The 23763-nt window shown below is 63.8% G+C and carries 13 protein-coding genes; 2 read left to right on the top strand and 11 right to left on the bottom strand.

Features of this window, described 5'->3' with window-relative positions:
• Positions 1 to 8: 8 nt before the first annotated feature.
• The 11 genes from HY962_12800 to HY962_12750 form a co-directional block, all read right to left on the bottom strand.
• Positions 9 to 1934 carry an alpha-galactosidase gene (locus tag HY962_12800; GenBank protein MBI5647801.1) on the bottom strand — a complete coding sequence of 642 codons (1926 nt, stop codon included), beginning with the start codon at positions 1932 to 1934 and terminating at the stop codon, positions 9 to 11.
• Complete coding sequence (locus HY962_12795; protein MBI5647800.1) at positions 1931 to 4159, bottom strand: hypothetical protein; 2229 nt, start codon at positions 4157 to 4159, stop codon at positions 1931 to 1933. Before HY962_12795 ends, HY962_12800 begins: the two co-directional genes overlap by 4 nt.
• Positions 4156 to 6462, bottom strand: coding sequence for a hypothetical protein (locus HY962_12790; protein MBI5647799.1), 2307 nt, complete (start codon positions 6460 to 6462; stop codon positions 4156 to 4158). Before HY962_12790 ends, HY962_12795 begins: the two co-directional genes overlap by 4 nt.
• Positions 6462 to 8471 (bottom strand): hypothetical protein, encoded by a 2010-nt coding sequence (locus HY962_12785; GenBank protein ID MBI5647798.1) that lies wholly within the window; start codon positions 8469 to 8471, stop codon positions 6462 to 6464. Before HY962_12785 ends, HY962_12790 begins: the two co-directional genes overlap by 1 nt.
• Position 8472: 1 nt before the next feature.
• Positions 8473 to 9852, bottom strand: a complete 1380-nt coding sequence (locus tag HY962_12780) for a hypothetical protein (protein MBI5647797.1) — start codon at positions 9850 to 9852, stop codon at positions 8473 to 8475.
• A complete protein-coding gene (locus HY962_12775) occupies positions 9849 to 11237 on the bottom strand; it encodes an extracellular solute-binding protein (protein MBI5647796.1) in 1389 nt (462 codons plus the stop codon). The genes HY962_12780 and HY962_12775 overlap by 4 nt, the downstream gene beginning before the upstream one ends.
• A gap of 55 nt (positions 11238 to 11292) precedes the next feature.
• A complete protein-coding gene (locus tag HY962_12770) occupies positions 11293 to 12150 on the bottom strand; it encodes a carbohydrate ABC transporter permease (protein MBI5647795.1) in 858 nt (285 codons plus the stop codon).
• Positions 12147 to 12971 carry a sugar ABC transporter permease gene (locus HY962_12765; GenBank protein MBI5647794.1) on the bottom strand — a complete coding sequence of 275 codons (825 nt, stop codon included), beginning with the start codon at positions 12969 to 12971 and terminating at the stop codon, positions 12147 to 12149. Before HY962_12765 ends, HY962_12770 begins: the two co-directional genes overlap by 4 nt.
• A gap of 166 nt (positions 12972 to 13137) precedes the next feature.
• A complete protein-coding gene (locus HY962_12760) occupies positions 13138 to 15033 on the bottom strand; it encodes a hypothetical protein (GenBank protein ID MBI5647793.1) in 1896 nt (631 codons plus the stop codon).
• The gene (galK, locus tag HY962_12755) at positions 15030 to 16385 is read right to left on the bottom strand and encodes a galactokinase (protein ID MBI5647792.1); all 1356 of its coding nucleotides are present in this window, start codon (positions 16383 to 16385) and stop codon (positions 15030 to 15032) included. Before galK ends, HY962_12760 begins: the two co-directional genes overlap by 4 nt.
• A gap of 123 nt (positions 16386 to 16508) precedes the next feature.
• Complete coding sequence (locus tag HY962_12750) at positions 16509 to 19148, bottom strand: LPS-assembly protein LptD (GenBank protein ID MBI5647791.1); 2640 nt, start codon at positions 19146 to 19148, stop codon at positions 16509 to 16511.
• A gap of 694 nt (positions 19149 to 19842) precedes the next feature.
• On the opposite strand from HY962_12750, the gene HY962_12745 reads away from it, so the two are divergent.
• Positions 19843 to 21855: a hypothetical protein gene (locus tag HY962_12745; GenBank protein MBI5647790.1), complete on the top strand. Its 2013-nt coding sequence runs from the start codon at positions 19843 to 19845 to the stop codon at positions 21853 to 21855.
• A gap of 36 nt (positions 21856 to 21891) precedes the next feature.
• Positions 21892 to 23721 (top strand): choice-of-anchor D domain-containing protein, encoded by a 1830-nt coding sequence (locus tag HY962_12740; GenBank protein MBI5647789.1) that lies wholly within the window; start codon positions 21892 to 21894, stop codon positions 23719 to 23721.
• Positions 23722 to 23763: the final 42 nt, after the last annotated feature.

Raw genomic sequence — 23763 nt, 5'->3', positions numbered from 1 at the left:
TCCGTCCGTCATGCGTTTCCTTCCACAATATTTCGGAGTGTTGTGTCCTGTATTCCGCGGCGGGACGGATAGAACAGCGCGCAGGAACAGGGCTCGAGTTCGATCCGCATGCGCTGCAGAGCCGCCACCTCGCCGCGGCTCCAGAATTCACGCCATGTCACTGCCGGATCATAGCGATGTATCGCAGAGTCCAACTCCACGTGGCGTGTCTCCTCCGTCCAATTAAACAGACCCAGAATCACGCCACCGTCGCGCAACGACCTGCGCAGGACGCAGGTGCCGTCGGTCCAGTGTATCGTCACGCCGCCCGGTTCGGGATCCGCCGCGGGAAACACGGCCTCGAGCACCGCACGGCGTGTATTGTCGAGAGCGGGCAGGACGGAACTCATAACGGACACCTGTGAGGCGAGCGCGGCGAAGCTGTTCCAGGTGCGTATCTGCGCGGGTGTCAGAGGTTCATGAAAGAGCAGGCAGTCGGCGTCGTTATGCCAGAGCCGGCCGTGCTGGAACAACGCGGGGGCGACTGCGCGCGCACCCATGGTGACGGTGCGGTCCCAGTTCCAGGCGCTGACGTCATCGCCGATGCGCATGCCGTCGAAGATGCCGATCGCGGGTCCGAACAGCGCGTTGCAGCCGAGCAGGTACACCGAGGGTCCGGCCGCCGCCTGTATCGTCTCGAGGGCCACACGCAGGTGGCGCAGCGTGGTGCGGGTGTCGTCGCGGAAGACCGCGCGCGCGCGCAGAGGACGGAGCAGTTCCATGCCCCAGGCCCCGTACACATCGTAGGTCAGAAAATCGAGTTTCAGATACGAATATCCCCAATCCTCCGTCACACACCGCACGGACTCCGCCAGCCACGCGAGGCAGGCGGGGTCGGAGAGGTCGAGCGCGTCGCCGTCGGCCCACGCGGGACGCCCCGCATCGGGCTCCCACGGCTGGAAGGGGCGCAGCCACAGGCCCGCGTCGCAACCGGCCGCGTCGATGTCCGCCGCCAGCGCCGCCATGCCGCGTGGAAACTTGCCATGATCGACGCCGGGCGTTCCGAGTCTGCGCAGACCCCGCGCATCCATCCATCCGTCGTCGATCTGGAATATGCGCAGACCCGGCACCTGCGCGGCGGCCGCAAGATTCTCGAGGCAGGCGCGCTCATTGATCGCCGTCTCATACCCCGCGTACCACGAACACCAGCCGCGCGGCAGTGCCGGCAGCGGCCTGCCCGCGCGGTGGCGCACAAGCCGCGCCGCGTAGGTTTCCAGTCCCTCATCCCGTCCGCCGCTCCACACGGCGATGTACAGGTCGCCCGGACGCAATTCGTCGCCGGGCGCCAGGCGCACACCGCGCGGACCCGCGGTCACGTCGAGATCGGCGCGCCAGCGCAAGACTCTGAGGCCGGATGTGTGTGACTGCAGAGGCACACAGTCGAAACGTGCGAAGCCGTCGGTCGGTCCGTCGACGCCGCACAGGAAGTTGGCGCCACGCGCGGCATCGTGCACCGAGAACCACCAGCACGACACACGCGGACGATTCCTCGCGAGTTCCTCGTCGCCGTCGAAGCCGTAATGCCGTTCCGCCGGCGTGCTGCACAGCAGCGCGTCGCGCGAGAACAGGCAGGGTCCGCGCGCGCTCCAGTCGCCGTCGAAGATGATAGGCGAGACGGATTCGATTCGGACATCCGTATCCGAAATATTGCGCAGCACGCTGCGCAGCAGCACTCCCCCGTCCGTCTCCTCGACGTCGATGCGCAGGTGTAGCGAGTCGAATTCGATGTCGACGCCTGAGCGCCGCACCGTCACGCGGCGCGCGGACGACATGCCCCGCGGGACGCCGTCCCATGTCACGGCGCAGTCGAGCGGTTCGAGGACGCGGCCCTCGCCCCATTCGAGGGCATAACGCCCGGGGCTCTCCGCGAGTCGTACCACGGCGGGCCCGCTCATTCACGTCCCCCGTCACAAACGATGCGAAGACTGTGTCTTTGTCCATCAAAAAATTCGTCCGCCACTTCCAACCCCTCGACCGGCCGCGCATCCACTTCGAGCCGCACAACGCGGCGACTGCCGGTGGTCTCGACATCCCACCTCTGTCCGCGAATCGCGAGATCCGCGACCGCGGCGCCGGACACGAGAGGTCCGTCAGGCGACACGGCCAGGCGGCCTCCGTCGAGCAGCAGTCCAAGCACGCCTTCGAGCAGCGCGCGATACCAGGCCGTGACACCGTTGATATTGGACGCCGCGCCGTGGCGGGTCCACGCGTCGGCATCACCGCGCTCAAAAGATGCGAGGTCCAGGAATTCGGGACAGTAGCCGAGCCGCGCGAGAGTTTCCTCGACACGGTCGAGCCACTGCAGGATGGCGCCGCCCCGCGCTTCGGCGCGCCAGAGACGGATCACGTACAGGTCCCAATGTGCGTACCATGCGCCGGTGGCGGGTTCCGATCCGCGATTCCTGTCGCCGCGCGGCAGCATGGCGATGCCGTGACGCGTGAGAAACTCAGTCTCGAGCGTACGCGCGAGACCGGCGCGTGTATCGCCGAACAGCGCTTCTGTGCCGGGCCGCTGCAGGCAGAGCAGTGTGAAGACGGGACGGCTGTGCGATACGGCGCCGGTGTCGAGATCGACACAGTCGCGCGGGAACACGGGTTCGTCGCCGACGTTTGAAATAAACACGCCGCGGAAATGCTCCGTGATGCGCGCCGCATGCGCCGCTGCCGTGTCGCGCGTGTGTGCCTCGCCGAGGATGGCAGCGGCGTCGGCGAGAGCGAGACAGAATCCGGCGTGTGCGGCCACTTCCATGGCCACGGCGCTGCGTGGTGTGCGGCCAAATCGTTCAGGCAGATCGGGGTAGAAGCCCAGTCCGGGAAATAATCCGCGTGTATCACTCGACGCCGCCAGAGCATTGAAATGCAGCAGCGCCGCGGGATACACCTCGCGCAGCAGAGCCGTGTCGCTCGTGTGCCGCGTGTATTCCAGAGCGGTGTTCAGCAGAAGAAATTCGAGCGCGCCGCGTTCGGGTGTGTCGAGCGCGTCGAGGTCGCGCGTCCAGCGCATGGGTATGCGCCCGTCGACGTCGCGATGGCGATGCACAAACTCGATCACGCGTCGCATCGCGGCGAGCGCGCCCCAGCGCGGATATTCCGCCGCCGCAACCAGCGCGTCCCAGGCCCACAGCCAGTAGTAGGCGCCGAACGAGGCGCGGGGCATACCGTGATCGCGGACGGTGCAGGCATCGACGATGGATGGCGCCTGCAAAAAGAATCGCTCCACTGCCGGGTACCCCGGAAGTCGAAGCACGGGATGCGCCACACCGCCCTCCGTTTCCGGTGTACAGTGAATGCCGGCGTGTGCAACCGTCCGAGCCCCTGCCGTTGCGCCGGATTCCTCGGCGCGGTCGGTATCGGTGAAACAGATCTGTATCTCCTCCATGTGAACATCCGCGCGCGCGGGGCTTGTCCATTGCCAGCCCTGCTCGTCCACATCCCACGCTCCGCCCTGGCACTGTATGGTGGTGTACACCGTGGCGTCATACAGGCACGGATCCGCGTCCCGCCATTCGGGACGCAGATCGGAGACCCGGGCCCTGCCCGACCGCGGGGGTCCGACAAACAGGCGCCGGCGCCAATGTTCCGGAATGAGAAAATCGCCGGCGTACGGTCCTTCGCGGCGCAGCCAGTCATACAGAAACAGCCGGTCGGTACAGGACAGTCGCAGCACCGATCCGTCTATGGATGCCTCACTCCACGCGCGTTCCCCCTGCACGGAAGTGACACGGCTCTGTTTTCGCAGCACGACGCGGATGCGTCCGGCGTGTGTGAGCTGCAGGACGATCACGCGTCCGTCCGCCGAGATCACACACCGCGGACCCTGCCCGGGCTCCGTCTCGACGCGGCGCGTGCCGACCCGCGCCGTGCGCATGTCAACGGGCAGCCAGCGGTTCTGACTTTCGTACAGCAGGTGCAGCGCACCGGTCTCACACGAAAATATCCGCGCGTTGCGGCTCACGATTTGCCGGCCGTGATACGCACATTCACGCAGCGATCCGTCGCGGCCCGATACAAAGGCCGAGACGCGATCGTCGGAAATCCACACGCCGCCATCGGCGAAGCTGTCGATGCGCAGAGGCGCGCCGAACGCCGCGGACGCGGTGCGTGAGTCGATCCGCGTCATGGGGCCGGCTCGAAAAGATTCGTGGAAAAATCGAAGAGCAGCGAGGCCGGCCCAAGCGAAAGACGCGCGACACGCGGACCGTGCTGCGCAGCCCGCAACTCGTCGTCACGGCCGAAGGCGAGCGTCCAGACCACCGTGCCCTTCGCGCCGTCGAAGGACAGCCGCAGGTGTGTGTCGCGCGTGCCGTCGTGCGGATACGCGGGAACAAACTCGCAGTCGGACTGCGTCCACGAAAACGGCGCTCCCGGCAGTATCTGCAGCCGACCGTCCGCGCCTCCCGCCTTCACGGCGAAGGTCAGGCAGGGGGCAAATCCGCGCGACTCGAGCAGCGCCTGTGTGTGCAGATTCCATTGCACCGATCGTGTTTCCGCGAGCGAGATGCGGTCCACAACGAGCAAAGCCCCGTCGGGGAACAGCGCCAGCGCGCGCGTACAGGACGTGACACCGAGGTCATCGAGGTACGCACAGCCGAACTGCATCGCGAGGCATGACACGTCTCCGCGCGAGTACAGGACAGGATTGTCCGGAATATGGCGGTCGGGCGTACAATCGGGCGCCCAGACCATGCCATCGCCCAGTTGGCCGCGGCCGTCCACTGTGTACAGATTCTGCAGCGCGGTGTCGCGGCGGTACACGGGTCCCGGACCCGCGAGTACCAGCACGCCCGCGCGTTCAAGCAGTATCGAGCCGTTGCACGGATCGCTGTGCCCATATCCGCCCGCCTCACCCGCGGCGCGGCGGCTGCGGCCCAGCGGCGCGCCGCAGCGCGCGACCAAGGTCACATCAGCGGAGCGCAGCACGGCCTGCCCGAGATCCGAATACAGGACTGCATCGTCCGATATTTTTCCATGCGCGGTGTCGGGCCCGACGTCGGCAGCATACAGAAACTCGTACACACGCCGGCGCAGGGGCGCGCAGCGGAAATCGACACCCTCGACGGGCAGCGGTTCGAGGCGGTCCGCGAGAGCAGCCGCGTCGGCACTTCCCGTGCGACGTGCCACGAGGTAGTGCATCCACGCGTCTCCACCCGTGCGGAATTGTGTATCGCCGAACGTGATGCCGCGGCGCGCGGCGCTTGAGGTACAATCACCGCGGAAGCGCGAGGCGCGTTCCCAATGCCCGCTCATCTCCCAGTAGTCGAGGCCGAAGGTGTGTCGAAGCATTTCGAGCCAGCGGAACAGAAAGCCGTACTCGTAGATCCAGAGATTGATTCCGTGCGGATGCGAGCCGTCGTCCGGGAGCATCGACAGCACCTCGCGGAAGGCGCCGTGTACTTCCGCGCCCCAGCGTTCCACACGCGGATCAGCGCCGTCGTCGAGAGCGCAGTAGGCAAGCAGGCCGAGTCCGCAGCCCAGATAATGCGCCTGCGCATAATCGCGGCGGCCGGGCGTGAGGAACGCGGCGCAGGCCTCGGCGAGGCGCGCGAGAGACGCGTGAATCGCCGTGCGTTCGGTTTCGGTGTATGTGCCGTGCAGAAGATCGAAGGCCGTGCAGAGCACGGCGAGATATTCGCCGAGCTGTGTGTCGATGCCCAGCGGACCGAAGCCGGGATCGGCGGACTGTTCCAGGCAGGCGCGGAAGGACTCGTGCGCGCGCCGGATCTCCTCGTCGCCGGGCTGCACCGCGGCAATACATGCGGCGATCAGTGCCTGGTCCTCCAGACTGGCCGACTCCGAGCCCGCGGGAATTTTTGCCTGCGCCGTTTCACGAAATCCGCCCGGCGCGGCTGCCACGGCGCAGAGACGCGTCCACGACGGGTGTCCGCCGCGGGCACGCACGCGCATTTCCTCGAGATCCCGCTCGCCCGTCAGCAGGCGCGGATGCCTGCCGTGTGCAGGATGCACGAGTGGGACGGGACGTGCCGCAGGACGCGCGCCGGCGAGAAATTCATGCGAGATGTACTGCAGCCGCGCGTCGGTGCAGCGCAGTGCAACGGTGATGCCGCTGTGCGCGGGCAGTTCGAAGGCGACGTGGAGGCGGCGCATGTGGATTTCATCACCAAAAAACACCCAGCGCCCGTGTATCTCGCGATCCTCGCAGAGGACATGTATATCCGGCATGTCCGGTATGCCGCGCCAGCCGGGCCAGGGTCCGACACGAAGGCCGGGCTCCTCCTCGTGCCAGGTAAGCGCGGAGAAAAGCCGCAGCGGGCCATCGGCGGGACGCGCGTAGCGGCAGTGCCGTTCCACCGGATACACGGACGCGTCGAGGTGCAGAAGCAGCGTGCAGGCCGGTCCGGCGTCGAGCGTGAGGTGATGGCCGTCCGCGGATGAGGAGCCGTGTGTGTGTACGTCCGCGCTCATCACAATTCCACGGGATGCGCGGTGTCGGGATCAAAGAGAACGCGGCGGAGTCCGCCTCCGCGCGGAAGACGAATCGTCGCGCCATCAACACGCAGCAGCCCGCCGTAGCGCGTTCCGGGCCGCGCGGCGCAGAGTGTGGCGAGCAGACCCCGCGAGGTGCGTGTGAGTGTGATCCAGCTCCCGCGCGGACCCGAGACGCGCCGCGCCGCCGGGAGAGCTTCGAGAGCGCGCAGGACGGCCTCGATCAGGGACGTGCCGTTGTCCGCAAGCTGTGCCTCTCCGGGCGCGGGGAGTTGTGCCTGTATGACGCGTGGATCGTGTGCGCGCGCGGCGCGCGGGAGCGCGGCGCGCGCTGTCGTGATGACGGCGTCGAATTCACGGCCCTGCAGCGCGAGCCGCGCGCCGCGCGACCGCAGAGCGGCGAGGTCGTACTCGGGTGCGACGTCCACGAGGTAGTGCGCGTCGGCGAGCGCGAGAATGAGGCGGAACAGCACGTCTGCCTGCGCGGACGCCGCCCGGGGTCCGGCCGCGTACAGACTCTCGATCGGAAAGGCGAGCAGCACATTTGCCTCGGGCAGCGCGCCGCCTGTCAGGTGATGATGCGCGCGCAACCGTTGTGTCCATTCGGTAAAACGGGGCCAGTCCCCGTGCCGAGGATAGCCGGGAGTAAATGGCAGGCCGAGGAAGGAGTCCTCGTCGCCGAGCACTCCCGCGGGACCGTATATGTGCGCCATCCATCCATGCCCGAAGGCGGCCATCGCGTCGACGCATGCATCGAGCGCCCGCGTTGTGCCGGCACCGTCCGATACCCACAGATTGTTATACACACAGCGACGGGTCGAACGGCGGCCGAGCGCGGTGCCCACATGCAGCATCGCCGCAAGATTCGCGCGGAAGGGCGAGTCAGGATCAGCGAGCAATTGCGCGCTGCCGAGGTCCACGAATCCGCCGCTCGACGCCTGTGCGGCGCGCCAGAGGTCCATACTGCCGTGCCGCATGTCGGTCATGTCGGCCGATTCCCAGCGCCACGTGTCGTGCATACCCGTCATCACCGCGCGGCCCCAGATGCGACGCGCCGCGTCGACCATCGCGGCCCGCGCGCTGTCGACCGTTTCCTGCAGGACACGCGCATGTGTGCTGCGCGGACCCGCATGGCTGCCGTCGTCGGCCTCGCGCGCCACACGCCACAGGGCGCCGCTCATATTGTTGCGCACGACCCCGAAGGGTGCGGAACTCCCGCGCGGAAGTGCAAGTGCGCAGGGCGCGCACCCGTAACCCGGTTCGTCCCACAGCACCGCATCACACCTGATGCCCGCGCGCGCAGCGCTCTCGAGCGCACGGAGATACCTCGCCATCGAGGAGGGATTCGAGTAGTCGAACTGGTTGGTCTCGAATCGGAAAAAGACCAGCACCTCCCAGGCTCCCGAATCGGGCGGATCCCAGCGGCCGAACGCTTCCACACGTCCCTCGCGCACGTTGTGATGGACGTGCGCGCGGGTGGTGATATCCACCACATCACGCCCTTCCCGCAGCAGAGACACTCCTGCACGCAGTGCGTACACCCTTTCCAGACCGAGCGGCGTGTAGTGGACGGCGCCGCCGGGCAGTATGTGTGTGGGCCGGGGTGTGGTGCTGCAGGACAGCAGGAATCGTCCCCCTGTCACAGGCGCATACAGCGGCTCGGCGGCGGAGGGATGTGCGCCGTACGCAAGAATGTGCAGCGGCTTCGCGCGGCTTTGGAGCTTCGGTGCGGCGAGGCGCGGATCCGCGCCGAACCAAAACGCCAGCCCTCTGTCGCAACAGTATGAGGATGCAGCATACAACGCGCGGAGCGCCGCGGCATCGGTCCACATGTACCGCGAGCAGCGCACAAAGGCGGCCACACCCTCGAAGCCCTTCTCCGCGATATCGTGCAGATCCGCCCGCAGCATGGCCGTATCCTCGATGCGGCTGTCGGTCAGCGCCCATACCATGACGGTGTGCGGAGTATGCGCGCGGCGGGCGCTCATGTCACACGCCGGATCCTTCCCCGCCTTGCGCTTCGATGCGCTGAAACTCGACGGCGTCGAACCAGCATTCGCCCTCGCCCGCGCTTTCGAGGAGTATGTGGAGGCGGTCGGGCGCGGGATCGATGGCATCGGTCTCGATGATGATGTCGGTCCAATCGCAGCGCGGACCGACTCCGGCCGACGAAAGACGCTCGTAGGTGTTCGGATCGCTTATGCCCGCGCGCCCTTCGCGATGCCAGCGCAGCGCGATACGCGCAAAGCCGCGCTCGAGCGACGTCTTCACCGACACACGCAGGCGGTAGCGCCCGCCCGCTATGAACGGTGCACCCCCGAAGGCCGGACCCAGAGTTGTGGCCTCCCAGCGTGAAAGTCCCTCCGCGCCGCGGATCACCAGGGAACGCGCTCCGGCGCGACCGTCGGGCGTATCGAGTCCGCCGCTCGCACCGGGGGCGCCCGAAAAATTCCAGGGCCACACCGTGCCCGGATCGAGCACTGTCGCGATGTGTGTGTCGAACAGCGAGCGCCCTTCCTCCACAAGAGGCACGTCAAGCAGGGAGGGATCGTCGTCACTGTCGGCGGTGAAGAGCATAAACTCACCCTCGTGACGCGACAGTGTGAAAAGGCGGTACGCGGCTGTGACACGCCTGCCGCCTGTGAGCACCGCGTCCCGCCCGTCCGTGCACACGCGCACACCAAAATGTGCGTCCCACATGTACGCGCAGATGCCCGCCTCGACAACCGCCGGCGCGATGATCTCGACGGCGGGATTGTGGTCCTCGAGCAGCCAGGCGAACACATCACCTCCGTGCAGCGGTATGTTTTTCTTGTCGCGCGATTCCAGATGATGGTGCGGAATGTGGCGGATACCGTCCGGCCGCAGCACGCAGCATGCGCTGTACCGTTTGTCCTCGGGCCTCTCCGGCGTAAACACGGCCTCGGGCCAGAGGTTCAGGAATTCGATATCGCCATGGTCCGCATGCCACGACACGCTCCATTCCGCACCGTCGTCCACTTCGAGTGCGGCCGTCACATGGTATTCGAACTGGCCGGTGCGGTCGTCGGCGCGCAGCATGAGGTCGACGCGGCTCAACACCGTCCCGTCGGGGGTGCGTCCCTCGCAGCGCACGGAGACACTGCCCGCGGACTGCGATATCTGTGTGACGGTGGCGGCGGAGGAAACGCTGCGCCCGGGTTCCTCGTGACGATGGTATTGACGCCAGTACAGCGGCACGGGCAGACGTGTGCCGAGCAGCGGCGGCGCGTCCGCGGAAAATCGGATATCACGGAGAGAAAGATCCTCTATGATGGCGGCATCGGCGCCGTCCACTTGAAGGACTCCGGAGGAGGGACCGCTGGGGAGGTAGGTGCAGCGCATGCTCATGGGGCGGTTGAGTGATCGGAGGATTTCCGCGGCGCGAGTTCGTGCATTCGTTCCTCGAGCGCGCGGCGGAACGCGGGTTTCAGGGCGGTCTCGCGCAGGATACGCGCGAGGTCGGCTTCGACGGCGGTGTTGATGGACGGGATTTCGGCGAGCACTGCGTCGATGCCGATGTCGCGCGCCCAGAGCCGGTCGAGCAGGGGTTGGAAGCGTTCCATGATGGGATTCATGGTCCAGCTCGAGAGCCGCGCAAAGTATCGTGAATCGCCGCCATCGTTGACGAGACTGCGCTCCCACACCTCGCGGAAGCCGGATCCGCGCAGCGTCGGATACCGTGCCTCCCACCCTCCCGTAAAATCAACGTCGCGCAGCACGGGATTCGGTTGATACGCCGACGCGGTGCCGATGATCCATTTCAGCGCCGCCCACGTGCGCGCGGGATTTTTTGTGCGCGCGCTGATGCAGAGGCCGCCGCTGCGCGACCGGAAATACAGGGGCGCCTTCCCGGCAAAACGCGGCAGCGGCGCGACGCCCCAGGGCACGCGCAGCGCCGCATACATCGACGGATTCGGAAGACCTTCGACAAGCATCGCCACGGTACCGTTCTCAAGCATCTGCGGGGGCTGCATGCCCATCGCCTGCACGCGCCGCGGATCGAGCATCAGGCCCGCGTCGAGCAGCGCGAGATATTTTCCGTACACCTCCCGCGCTTCCGGCGAGATGGAGAGCAGCATCTCATCTCGCCCTATGGGCGCGTGATTCATGCGCTCGAGTGTTTCGACAAAGTGTGTCCCGATGTAGATGCCGTGCTGGTCGGTCTTGCCGTCGCCATTTTTATCGCGCGTGAGTACGCGGGCGGCGCGCTGCATGTCGTCCCAGGTCCACGACGTGTCGGGATATGGGATCCGTGCCTCGTCGAAGAGCCGGCGGTTGTAATACACGCCGCAGGTGAACGCCCAGTTTCCGCAACTGTACCACCCTCCGTCGATGGCGCGGCCGTCCTGCAGCGCTGCTTCATACAGGCGCGCGACGAAGGGATCCCCTTCGCCGACCGTGCGCAAATCCAGCAGATGCCCCTCCGCCGCGAGGCGGTCGCGCAATGAGGCGCTCGCGTAGAAGATGTCGGGTTCCTGCCCCGCCGCGATCATCGCCAGCAGTTTCTCGTCGCCCGAAAAGGGATTGAGCCGTATCGTGATCCCGCTCTGCGCGGCAAACGCAGGGATGTCGGCTTCCAGGGCGGCAACCTCGGCGGTGTTGGCGGCGCATTGATACACTATTTCGTCGCCACGCTCGGTTTTCACGCAGCCGAGTATCAGCATCAGCGCGCACAACAGCAGGCCCGCGGCCGCGCGATTCTTCACAGGTCCATGTATGTTCACGGCACTCATTCTGCTCCGACTGAGAAGTGAATCCACCCGCGCCGACGACCCGTGCCCGCTCCGTTCATCCCATCCTCGCGCCCGCGGCGATCCCGCGCACGAAGTGTTTCTGCGCCAGCAGAAACAGGATCACATTTGGCACCATCACCATCACCGACGCGGCCATCAGGGTGTTCCATTCCACCACGCCCGAACCGAGCATCTGCGTCTTCATCATGTTGAGTCCGAGCGTGAGTGTCGCGTGTTCGGGCGTGTTGATGTAGAGCAGAGGCGTAAAGAAGTCGTTCCACGAATTGATAAAACTGAAGAGCACCACGGTTGCGAGCGCGGGTCGCGCCTGCGGGAGCACGATACTCCAGAGGATGCGCAGCCGGCCGGCGCCGTCGATGAGGGCGGCATCGTCGGACTCGCGTGGTATGGTAAGGAAGAATTGGCGAAGAAGAAAAATATAAAACGGTGTCCCGAACAGGCTCGGCACTATGAGCGGCAGCAGCGTGTCGATCCATCCCAGCCGCGCGAACAGCATGTACTGCGGGATCATCGTCACCTGTCCGGGGAGCATCATGGTCGCGAGGCAGATTGAGAACAGCAGGTCGCGTCCGGGAAAGCGCAGCCGCGCGAAACCGTACGCAACCAGGGAACAGGACACGACGGTGAACAGCACGCTCGGCACGGTGACGAGCATCGTGTTGATGAAGAAGCGCCCGAATGGCACGATGTGCAGCGCGCGCGTGTAGTTCTCGAAATGCGGCTCGGCCGGTAGCCAGCGGAACGGCTGTGCAAACACACCCGCCGAATCGTGCAGCGACGACGAGATCATCCACAGCGCGGGCATCGCGAAGAGCGCGCCGAGCGCTGTGAGGACGGCATAGGCCGCGGTGTATCGCGCAATGACCGGCACCGCCGCGCGTCCGTGGCTCATGCGGCGTCCCCTCCCTCGTAATGGACCCGCGAGCGCGCGAGGCGCATCGCCGCCACGGTGGCGCCAAGTATGATCAGGAACAGGATCCAGGCAAGGGCGGATGCATAACCCATGCGGAATTCCTGAAAGGCCTTTTTGTAGATGTACAGTACCGCGAACAGTGTCGCGTTGCCGGGCCCGCCCTCGCTCCCCGGCTGCGCGCCACCGGTCATGACATACGCCTGTGCAAACACCTGCAGGCCGCCGATCACGCCGATGATCGCACTGAAGAGCATGGCGGGCGAGATCATGGGCAGTGTGATGCGGAAGAAACGCCGCGCGGCGGAGGCGCCGTCGATGCGGGCGGCTTCGTGTAATTCGCGCGGCACACCTTCGAGCGCCGCAAGAAAAACGACAACCATGCCGCCGATACCCCAGAGCGACATCACGACCAGCGCCGGCTTGGCCCACACCTCGCTCTGCAGCCACAAGGGCCCCTCGATGCCGATGCCGCGCAGCAGTCCGTTTACCAGACCAAATTCCGGATTCAACATCCATATCCACAACACCGACACCGCGACGATGTTTGCGATGGAGGGCAGGTAGAACAACGCGCGGAACAGCGGGAGGCCGCGCAGCGGTGCGTGCAGCAGCAAGGCCAGCGCCAGGGATAAGGTTATCGACAGCGGCACGGCCAACGCCACGTACACGAATGTGTTGGCGAGACTCGCGGGGAACAGCGCGTCGTCACGGAATATCGCCCTGTAATTGTCGAATCCAATCCAGACAGGCGGCGAGAGAAGCGTGGCGGAGGTGAAGCTCAGATACAGCGAATAGAGCATCGGACCCGCGGTGAGCAGGAGAAATCCGGCCAGCCACGGGGAGATGAAGAGATAGCCCTGGAATCGCGATAGTCGCACAGTGTTGGGGATGGGATGAACGCGCCGCAACGCGCGCAATACACGGGAAGGGTGAAAGATAATGATCTCCCCGCGGAATGTCTCGCGCTCATACCTCCGCCTCGAAATCCTCCCAGGCCTCGCGCCCGAAGGGGGCCGGTATGTGTCGGAGCGCCTCGTCGTCGCTTTCTAAATACCAGTGCGCCCAGGTCAGCTCCGTATCCCCCGCGCGCCTCTCCACTACACGCTCGGCACGGGTGTCCGCGCGCAGCAGAAGCGCGACACCGCCGCGCATCGACGCGCAGCGCGTGCCGTCGGCGTCCATTGTTTCCTCCACGACTATGGTGTCGCAAAAGGCGGCAAAGGCCTCAAAATCCGGATAGGCCGACGCCTCGACGATGTGTATGGCGAAACCGTTGCGCCAGGTGGACACCTCGTCGCGGCGGTAGTCGCGCGGCGCGTGTCGGAGATTGTGCAGACCGAACACAAGGTGACCGGCTCTGATGTCTGCGGTCCATCCGGCCTCTTCCGGAACCGGTGCCGCTGTCAGCGGAACGATGAGACCATACACGGTGCCGTCGTCAAACAGGATACGCTCGCCCGCCTTCCCTTCTGCCGGAAAGTCCGTCACCTCGCGGTCGCCGATACGCAGCCGCCGGAACGGTTCGTCGAAACCGAACACGAGTTCGACGCGGAACGAGGTCACACCGTTGTGGCCGGATCGTTTCGCGGCGTACATCACCAAAGCGCTGCCGCCGTGCTGTACCGTGAACGGCCGTCCCTGTTCGGGATAATAACTCGCGTCCGTGACGCCTCCCGTGCAGTGAAAAGGATTCCCCTGTCCGAAATGTGCGTCGTTGTACACGCCGCGTGTGAAAAACGACCGGAAGTCCCCGCGGCCGCGGATCGGACTCCTGCGCGCGATGCGCAGCATGATGGCATCGGAGTGTGCGCCGTTGACGTACGGCGACGTGGCCGTCCCCAACGCAAAATGCTCCGAGAGATATGTGGTCAGCTCGGCCCAGCCGCCGGGATACACCTCCGTATCGAAACCTCTGCCCGCGGCATTTTCGTGATACGCCTCGCCGTATGTGGAGCGGCGCAGCTCGAATGGAAGAGGTTTATGGAACACACATGTTTCGACGTCCGATGGCGGATGAAACGGCGTCAGTGCCACAAGGCCGTTCTGCAGATACGCGGACAGATGTTCAAACTGCTGTGCGATGGAGGGATCGATATACACATCCTGCCTGTCGAAGACGGCGTACCAGATGCTGTGCAGGCCGGAATAGCCGCCGCTGCTGTCGTCTTGATACGCGCGGGAAAACGGTCCGGCGAATTGCGCGCTGGGAGCGTGGTAGTGAAGCGCGGTGAGGCGCCAGAGTCCGGCCTCGAGGAAGGCCGCGAGACGCCGGGCGCGCGCATCACGCGCGTGTTCGGCGATGAGGGCGAGGAAACAGAGGTCGAGCGCGGTGTAGGTCGGACTGTGATACTCCGACATGTCGGCCTGCCTGCGGCCTGTGCGGCGCCGGTCGCCCGTCACCGCCCTGAAACGCGCGAGGGCCTGAACGCCCAGTTCCACGGCCCAGGGCTCGTTACACATCTCGCCGCCGAGTATGAGCGTGGCCCAGGCGCCGAGGGGATGATTCACGTTGCCGTCGTGCCAGCCGACTCCGGCGGCGGCCACGAGCTGGGAACGGACGCGCCCTTCCAACGTCACGCGTAATTCCGGCGAAAGTTCAAGACCGGATGTATGCAGTATGGCAAGCAGTGTTGCGGGTGTGTGTGTACCATCGACGCTGGGTGTCTCGCGGAGCAGCGCGCGGCCGAGATCACGCCGCCGTGTTTCCTCGTCCGTGAGCAATGCGATGGCATACCAGATGGTGTCGCGTTCGATGAGGCAGATGCGCCGCGCCGGATCGAAGTATCGGTCGCCGCAGGTCCGCGCGAGCTGCAGCAATGCCGCGCGGCGATCCCTGTGCAAATCAAGGGATGAGGCGTTCATCCCCGCAGTTCCACCGGACCCGCGCCTTCGGATGCCCGCACGACAAACAGTGCGTCGTCGATCGAGCGCCCCTGGGCGGCAAGCAGATCGGAGCGCGGCTCATAGTACTGCGCCCGCAAGGCGGCAAGCAGATCCGGGACGAGCTGCGGCGGTGTGACCGAAACGGTGCATCCGCCGAATCCCGCGCCTGTGACGCGCGCGCCGAGCGCTCCGTTTGCGCGCGCGATGGCGACCAGCGTGTCGAGTTCCGCGGTGCTGATCCCGAAATCGTCGCGGCAGCTTTCGTGCGAGGCGTTCATGAGATCGCCAAAGGCGGCGATCTCGCCGGCCTGCAGAGCGTCCGCCGCGGCGCGCACACGTGCCGCTTCGCGCACCACGTGGCGGTAGCGCTCCGCGACGCGGAATCCGTCCGGCCCCGCTTCCACCACCGACCCGTCGCGGGTCGTGCAGAATGAGAGTATCAGATCCTCTTCTCCCATTCCGGTCCGCGCGGCGATCTCGGAAAGCTGCAGCGGTCCCCCCGCGAGTTTGGCCAGCACCGTCTCCGCATCGGCACCCGCGCCGTCGAGATCGGCGAGCCGCTCCGCGCCGTCGACACGCGCCCCCGCCTCCGTATGCGCCGCGCGCGCGAGCGCGAAGGCCAGGCGGCATTCCACGGCGCGGAGATTGTAGGCGTGGCGCATTGCCGCGGTCTTCGGCGCGCGCTGCAGGCTGTCGCTGACGACGATGGCCATCGACGCGGGCAGTTGGATGCGGCGGGCGCGCAGCGGATAGAAGTCGATGCACAGCGCGGTGCCGCGTGCCGACAGCAGCGCGGCCGCCTGATCCATGCCGCCGCCCTCGATGCCCGCGTGCCGCTCGGCACGCGCGAACACGTCGGCAAGGTACAGCGGATCGGCGGCCGTGTCGTTGACTGCCAGCAGCGCGAGTCCGGCCGCGACGAGCAGGGCGGAGGACGACGAGAGTCCGGCCGCGACGGGGATGCCGCTGTCGAAGCAGGCATCCATGCCGCGGTCGATGTCGATCAGTCCTTCGTCGAGCAGCTCCCGCGCGGCGGCGATGACGTAGTTGCCCCAATCCCCCCGCGGAAACATCGCATCCACCGAACCAAGCCGGAACATGCGTTCGCCATACAGCCCCTCACTGTTGCTGATGCGCACCGTCGAATCGTTGCGGCGCCGGTATGCCACGGCCATGTCGCGGTCGATTGCAATCGGCAGCACGGGATACCCGTTGTAATCCGTATGCTCCCCAATCAGATTCACCCTGCCCGGCACCCGCCGCACCCCCTCGGCCTCACTGCCTGGGAAGTGTCTGGCGAAGTTCTTTATAAGGCGGCTGTATCGTAACATCGAGTGAATGGGGGGAATGGAGTGAATCAAATGTCCGCTATGTATTCCGTGTTTTCGGTTCTGCGTTCAGTATTCTGAATTCTGAATTCTGAATTCTGGATTCTAGATTCTGAATTCTGAATTCTAATACCCATACACCCCGCGGTCGCTGCCTTTCCGCTCGAGTTTGATGTCCTGGAGCTGCGGCGCCTTGACACGAATGACGAGGGAAAAACTGCGATACGGCCCCGCGGGAACCCAATTGAACATCATCTCCCAGCAATGCAGGTCGCGCGTAATGTTGAGCGAGGGTGTGCCGAGTGTGCGCGACGGCAGATCGTAGTAGAGCCCCGCAGTGACATGCCAGCCGGGCGTGGGGCTGATGCTCAGATTCGCGCGCATGCTGGCAGACCGTGTCTGGGCGTCGGGATTGTATTGGTCCATCCCGTAATCGAAGCCGAAGGACAATGACCAGGGAATACGATACGCAGTGCTGGCAGGCATCGCCGATGTATCACGCGTGGAACTGGTGAAGAGTTCCTGGGTGAGCGTCGAAGTGAGGTGGAAGTCGAAAGTTGTAAGACGCAGCGGGCCGCCCGTCTGCGCGAGATACGAATTCACGACATGCCCCTGCTCGATCATGACCAGTGCGCCCGCGGTGTCGAGACCGTATCGCGCGCTCTGCCACTGATACGGCGAAAAACTCGCGCGGCCGTACACATCAAACAGTCCGCCGATGTTGGTGCGGTAGTCCAGATTTACATCCGACAAATTCAGACTGTCGCTCACAAAATTATAGGCGGATCCGAGCGAGATGTCGAGAAGGCGGAATTTCCTTGGCGTCATTGTGGTGTCGGCCTCGGCGGGATCCAGCTTCATTTCGAAGATGTTCGAGAGTTGAAAACCGAGCGTCTGCGACTCGAACGCGCTCACGCCGCCGAACACTTCCGCCGGCCGCTCGGCATAGCCGGTGTACGGGTCGTAGCGCACCTCGCGGTCGAGACTGTCGCGGTAGGACTGATACATCCCCCAGCCGGGGGTCGAGAAGTCGGGATTGTACGTGTACGAAAGGCGCGGTTCCACGGTGTGCCGCACACCCTGTATGCCCGCGATGTTGGGAGAGAGGGTCCCGTACAATTTGGTGCTGACAGCCACGCCGCTCTGGAAACCGTGCAGCGCATAAAATCCGCGCACGTCGCGGGCGACCACGGAGTTGGTGGACCTGTCGTACGACCGCTCGAGACGGTGGTCGTACCAGCGCTCGGTGAGACTGAGCGATGGAGAGATGGTGATGTAGCCTAATTTGGGTGTTAGAAGAAAACCGACCGAATGCGAGATGCCGCGCCTGTCGTACTGGGCGCTCACCACGCTGGTGTCGGAGTTCGAAATTCTCGTGTGTTTCAGGATGTCGATCGAATTTTTGAAATGCGCCGTGTAATTGAATCCGATCATTTCATACCACGCCTCGGTGCCGGTTCCGGACCCGCTCCTGAATGGGAAGACCTGCGACTGGTTGAACGTGATGTCGGGGAGGACGTTGTTGCTCGTTCCGTCCTGCAGATTCTGGTTGCGGGACATGTTCACCGACAGCGAACGACCGGTTCCCTCCCACGCCGTGGAATAGGCGGCGGTGGAATACACGTTTTGATTCAACAATTGATTGATGTTGTTGCTGAAGCTCTGGTAATAGGAACTTGTAAGATAGCTGATGTTCGCCGTGATGGTCGACTGCGGATCCAGTTCCTGCTGGTGCTGCAGATCGAAACGGTATTCGGTACGCGGCTGATCGTCGGGCAGGTATGGAGATCCGATTTGGAAGGTCTGCCTTCCATACGAGGCCTTGATGGATCCCGCGAAAGCATAGCGGAGTTTGTAGTTCAGGTCCACCCCCACCCTGTAACCGCCCTTCGAAAAGATGTCGCCCGTGAATCGCGCATCCCAGTAATCGCTGGCGGCAAGATAGTAGCCGCCGTTCGTGAGGTAGCGTCCGCGGGCGTAGTCGTACCCGAAGGCCGGGAGAATGATGCCCGAACTGCGGCCGCCCTGGCTCGGGATCACGGCAAAAGGCAGGGCAAAGAGCGGAATGTCTTCGACAAAGAAATAGATCGGCTCGGCGATGATCACATCGTCGGGCACAAACTTCATTTTGGGTGATCCGAAATAGAAGTGTTTGTGATCCGGATTGTCACACGTGGTGTATTGACCGTCCTCCACGAAATACGTCTTTTCGGATTTGCGTTTGATACGTTTGCCGAGATAGAAACCGTCGTCGATGGACGTTTCGCCCTGCGAAATGACTCCCTGCTTGGTGCGGAAGTTGTACGTCATCGATTCGCCCTCGTACGACTCGCCGCCGTCCTTCAGCACGGGCCGTCCCAGGCTTTTTGCTCCCGCGCCCTGTGCGGTATCGGGTACACCCTCCGCGCGAATGGTGGACGAGTCCCAATCCAACACGAGCCGTTCGGCCTTGATGTTCATGGCTCCATAGGCGATGGACGAACTCCCGGCCAGCGCCATACGTTTTTGACGGAGCCGGTACACCACCGAGTCCTTCGCCGCGTATGTGACGAGCGTATCGACCGCGTTTTTCACTGGAAACACAAAGGCCGTATCGGGCTCCGCCGTGAGCGAGTCGTCGATCAGCACCAGAGCCGTGTCGAGACTGTCGATTCGGGCTTGCGGTAGACCGCAGGAGAACGCACCCGTGTACGACCGGTCCTCCCCATGCACGGAAATCGTACAGAGGATAAGAAAGACCGGAAATATCAGGGAGAAACGGATCATTGTGATGGAACAGGCGCCCCGTATCGAATTTGTGTTTCAAAGGTACAAAATGCCCATGGCGGGAAAAATCCCATCCCTTCCCCCCGGCGCACGTTCCACGTTACACGTTCCACGTTACACGTTACACGTTACACGTGACACGTGCGAGGTAGCAAGGTAGCAAAGTGGCAAAGTGGAATGGCTTCCCGCCGTGCGTCCCACTTCAACTCCCCACTCCCCCGTCACACGTTCAACATGACACGTGCGAAGTAGCAAGGTAGCAAAGTGGCAAAGTAGAATGGCTTCCCGCCGTGCATCCCACTTCAACTCCCCACTCCCTACTCCCTACTCCCTACTCCCCACTCCCTACTCCTACTCCCAACTCCCCACTCCCTACTCCCTACTCCCCACTCCCTACTCCCTACTCCCCACTCCGTCGCTCTCTCTATTCGGACAAATTATATCCTATTATCACTAAAAAACACCAGCAAGTATTGATATTGCGATCATTCGCCGTATATTCCCGCTAACCATTACATGTTCATCGTTGGAACCGGCGCGCGAGGGTGCGTTCAGGACCGGCGATTGCGTCGCACTCTCCTACTGATTGCTCACGACAGACGTATCACTGTTTCGGATTCGGACGAACTCGTCCGCTGAATTGATGCTTGGAGCCATCACCCATATCCCACCCACCAACTTCTCAGGAGGTATCATGCGCAATTGTGTCTTCACCATTGTTCTGACGCTGCTCCTCGGGCCGGCGCTGCTGGCGCAAGGCGTGCCGCAGAGCATGGCCTACCAGGGTTACGTCACGGATCTGGCGGGCTCGCCCGTCGCGGACGGCAATTACTCATTCACTTTCGCGCTGTATACTGTCGAGAGCGGTGGCACCGCGCTGTGGCAGGAAACACATCCGACAGTGGCTGTGACCAAGGGACTTTTTGCGGTGCACCTCGGCCGGGGCAATCCCGCCGTGCCTCTGACACCGCTGTTCGACCAGCAGTATTTTCTCGGCATCAAGATGGGCGTCGATCCTGAAATGACACCCCGCGTGCGGCTGAGCACAAGCGCGTACAGCTTCCACGCGCGCACAGCCGACGGTGTTGCGCCGGGTTCGATCACCGATGCAAGTGTGGCGGCGGGCGCCAACATCGCCGCCAGCAAACTGCAGAGCAGCATCCTCACCGAGGCCGAGGTTCTTGCCGGTTCTGGCGTGACCATCGACCGCGCGGGCGGCAACCTGACCATCAATGCCTCGCCCGGCGCCGTGGTGCTGGCGGGTGACGTGACGGGACCGGCCGGCTCGAATGTGATCGCAAACAACGCGGTGACGACGGCCAAGATCGCCAATGACGCTGTGACGAATGCAAAGATCGCCACCAACGCAGTCGGCACAACGCAGATCGCCAACGACGCTGTCACGGCCGCAAAGATTGCCCCGAACGTGGTGTCGAGCATCGCGGGCGTGTCCAACGACGGCGGCGACATCAACCTCGTTGCGGGCGCCAATGTCACCATCACACCGAACGACGCGGCGAACACCATCACCATCGCAGCCGCGGGCGGCGGCGGGGGTGGACTGACGTTGCCGTACAGCGGCACCGTGAGCAGCGCAACAAACGCCTTTGCGGTGGAAAACACCGGCACCGGACGCGCTGCCCAGTTCGAAATCAACAACGCGTCCTCCACGCAGGATGCAGTGTATATTGTCACAAATTCTACTTCCACGTCCAGTAATGCTCTCGATATCGACGGCGGTGGTGGAAATGCCATTGAGGCCCGCAACAATAGCGGCACAGTGGCAACCATCGATGTCTACAACCTCGGTGGAGGTTCCGTGGCGAAATTCGGGAACGGGAGCACCAGTGCGGGGAATATCGTCGAGATTACCAAGAGCGGCGGTACAGGCAAAGGTATGAACATCACCTATGGCGGTAGTTCTAATGCCATCTATGTAGACAATAACTCCACCGGCACAGGCATCGAATTGCGGCAGGACGGCACCGGCAAGGCGGCATATTTTCATATTGAAAACACGACGTCGACGGAAAACGCCGTCTACGCGGAGTCGAAAAGCACATCGGCCTCATCCGATGCATTTCAGGCGAAGGCAAACGCGGGCCGCGCATTCTATGGTGAATCGGCCATCACCTCAGGCTCCAACACTGTGTACTCCCGAAACACCTCGACAGGTGGAGCGTATTTCGGTGTTAACACCAGTACGTCGTATCCCACTGCGAATTTCCAAAACACCAGCACTACGGCCAACGCGCCTATATTGAAAACGTATGGTGGCGGTGGCGATGTCACGATTGACCGGGAAGGGGACATCTCTGCGGATGGGAAGATCACTGCGGATGAAGAAGTCTCCGGTACCCGCTTCATCGCGACGTCGAACGCGAGCACTGCGGCCGGTTCCGTGGGTGTGAACAATGTGGTGTACGCCTGGGCGCGTGTTGACTTGTCAGGCACGACCCTCACCACACTCGCGAGTTTCGGTTGTACGGTGGCGCGCTCGGGCGTGGGTAATTACCGGCTGACCTTCACCACGGCTTTCGGCAATTCCAACAACATCTGCGCTGTTGCGAGCTGCCGCCAGTCCGCGGGCAACTATACCGCGACAATCGCTCTCTATGGCACGACGTACATCGACATCGAAACGTACAATGGATCAGGCACACAGGTCGACTGCGACTTCCAGGTGATCGTCACCGGCGTACGCTAATTGCATGATGCACATCCATCCCATACGAGGCGCATCATGAAATCACATCCGATTTCCACTCTCATCCCGGCGTTTCTGCTGCTGGCACTCGCGCTCTGCGCGGATGTGCACGGGCAGGGGCGCATCAACTGGCAGGCGGCCGACGCCTCGGGAGCCGAACGCTCGCAGGAGGGTTTGATCCGCGTATACAGCAACGTGGGTCAGTCCGTCAACGGCGTCACCACCGGCACCGGCCGAATCCTGAACAGCGGCTACCTGTATGTGCGGCTTGTGCCGACAGGTGTCGCCACCATCAGCACGCAGTCGCTCATCGACTTCGGCAGCGTGCTTGTCGGGCAGACCGAGACACGCTCGCTCACCGTGCAGAACACGGGCGCTCAGCCACTGAACATCTCGGGCACCCCTGCCACGCCATCACAGTTCACCGTCATCGCGAACGGCGGCGCGCAGACTATCGCGCCGGGCGGTTCCGTCACGATGCAGATTCAGTTTGCACCATCGGCCGCGGGTCTGCTCACGGGCACGCTGACCATCAACAGCAATGCGGGCAATGATCCGAGCTTTGATGTGGCGCTGCGCGGCACGGGCACGTCATCCGCGCCCAACCTGCAGCTCAGCACAACATCGCTGCCCTTCAACGCGACAGTGGGCGGCAGCGATACGCGCAGTGTGACACTCTCGAACACGGGCAATGCCCCGTTGACCCTGAGCGGTCAGGCGATCAGCGGACCGAACGCGTCGCTGTTCACCATCACCCACAACGCGGCCTCCCCGATAGCAGGTGGCAGTAACGACTTCATCGAAATCCGCTACTCCCCCACCAGCGCGGGCAACCACGCCGCCACTCTCACCATCACCAGCAACGACCCGAACACACCCACCGCGATTGTGAACCTGAACGGCAACGCCACTTCGGGCAGCACGCCGCGGCTGACGATGAGCACCTCGCCCATCGACTTCGGAACGACGACACCATCAACGCTCGTCACCCGCGTCGTCGTGATTTCGAACACCGGAACGGCGCAGCTCACGCTCAATTCACAGAATGTCTCCGGCACAGGATTCAGTCTTCAGAGCCCCGCGGGCGGAGTCATTAGTCCGGGCGGGACAACAACGGCGACACTGGCATTCCAACCCTCTGCGGTCGGATCCTATAGCGGCACCTTTTCGCTCACGAGCAACGATCCGGCGAATCTGTCGGTCTCGGTGACGTTGAACGGGCAGTGCAGCGCGGTATCAACCGGGCCGCGCATCGCCGCGAGCAGGTCCTACATCGATTTCACTCCGGTGAAAACCGGCGTGCAGAAGGTGGAGGATGTGGTGATCCGCAACACGGGCAATCAGGATCTTGTGATCTCGCAGCAGCTTATCACAGGCATCGACGCGGCGGACTTCTCGATCGTATCGCCCGCCACTACAACGATTGCACCGGGTGGAAGCGCCACAGTGCGCCTCGGCTGCCGGCCGTTCACCGCCGGCAACAAACGTGCGAACTACTCTGTCGAGTCCAACGATCCGACACAGCGCACCTTCGATCTCGCGCTCATTGCCACCGCGACGGGCGTGTACGATCCCGCGGCTCTGCCGCGCAGCATCCGTCTGCACCAGAACTACCCGAATCCCTTCAACCCGGGTACGACATTCCGCTACGAGACCGACGTTGCGGGAGTGGTGGAACTGCGTGCGTACACGATGTACGGCGAAGACATCGGCGTCATCAACAGCGAGTTCCGCGAGGCCGGAGTCCATTCTGTGCAGTACGACGGCTCGATGCTCGCGTCGGGCGTGTACTCCATCGAATGCCGTCTCATCCGCGGCAGCGTGGTGGAACGCTCGAATGTGATACAGATCACGCTCGCAAAGTAACACCACGTTACGGTTTCAAACACCGAGCGCCGCGGGAAACCG

The sequence above is a fragment of the Ignavibacteriota bacterium genome (assembly GCA_016218045.1).
GTDB lineage: Bacteria > Bacteroidota > Ignavibacteria > SZUA-365 > SZUA-365 > JACRFB01.
The sequence above is the reverse complement of the archived record's forward strand: the minus strand, read 5'-3'. Positions and strand labels throughout refer to the sequence as shown.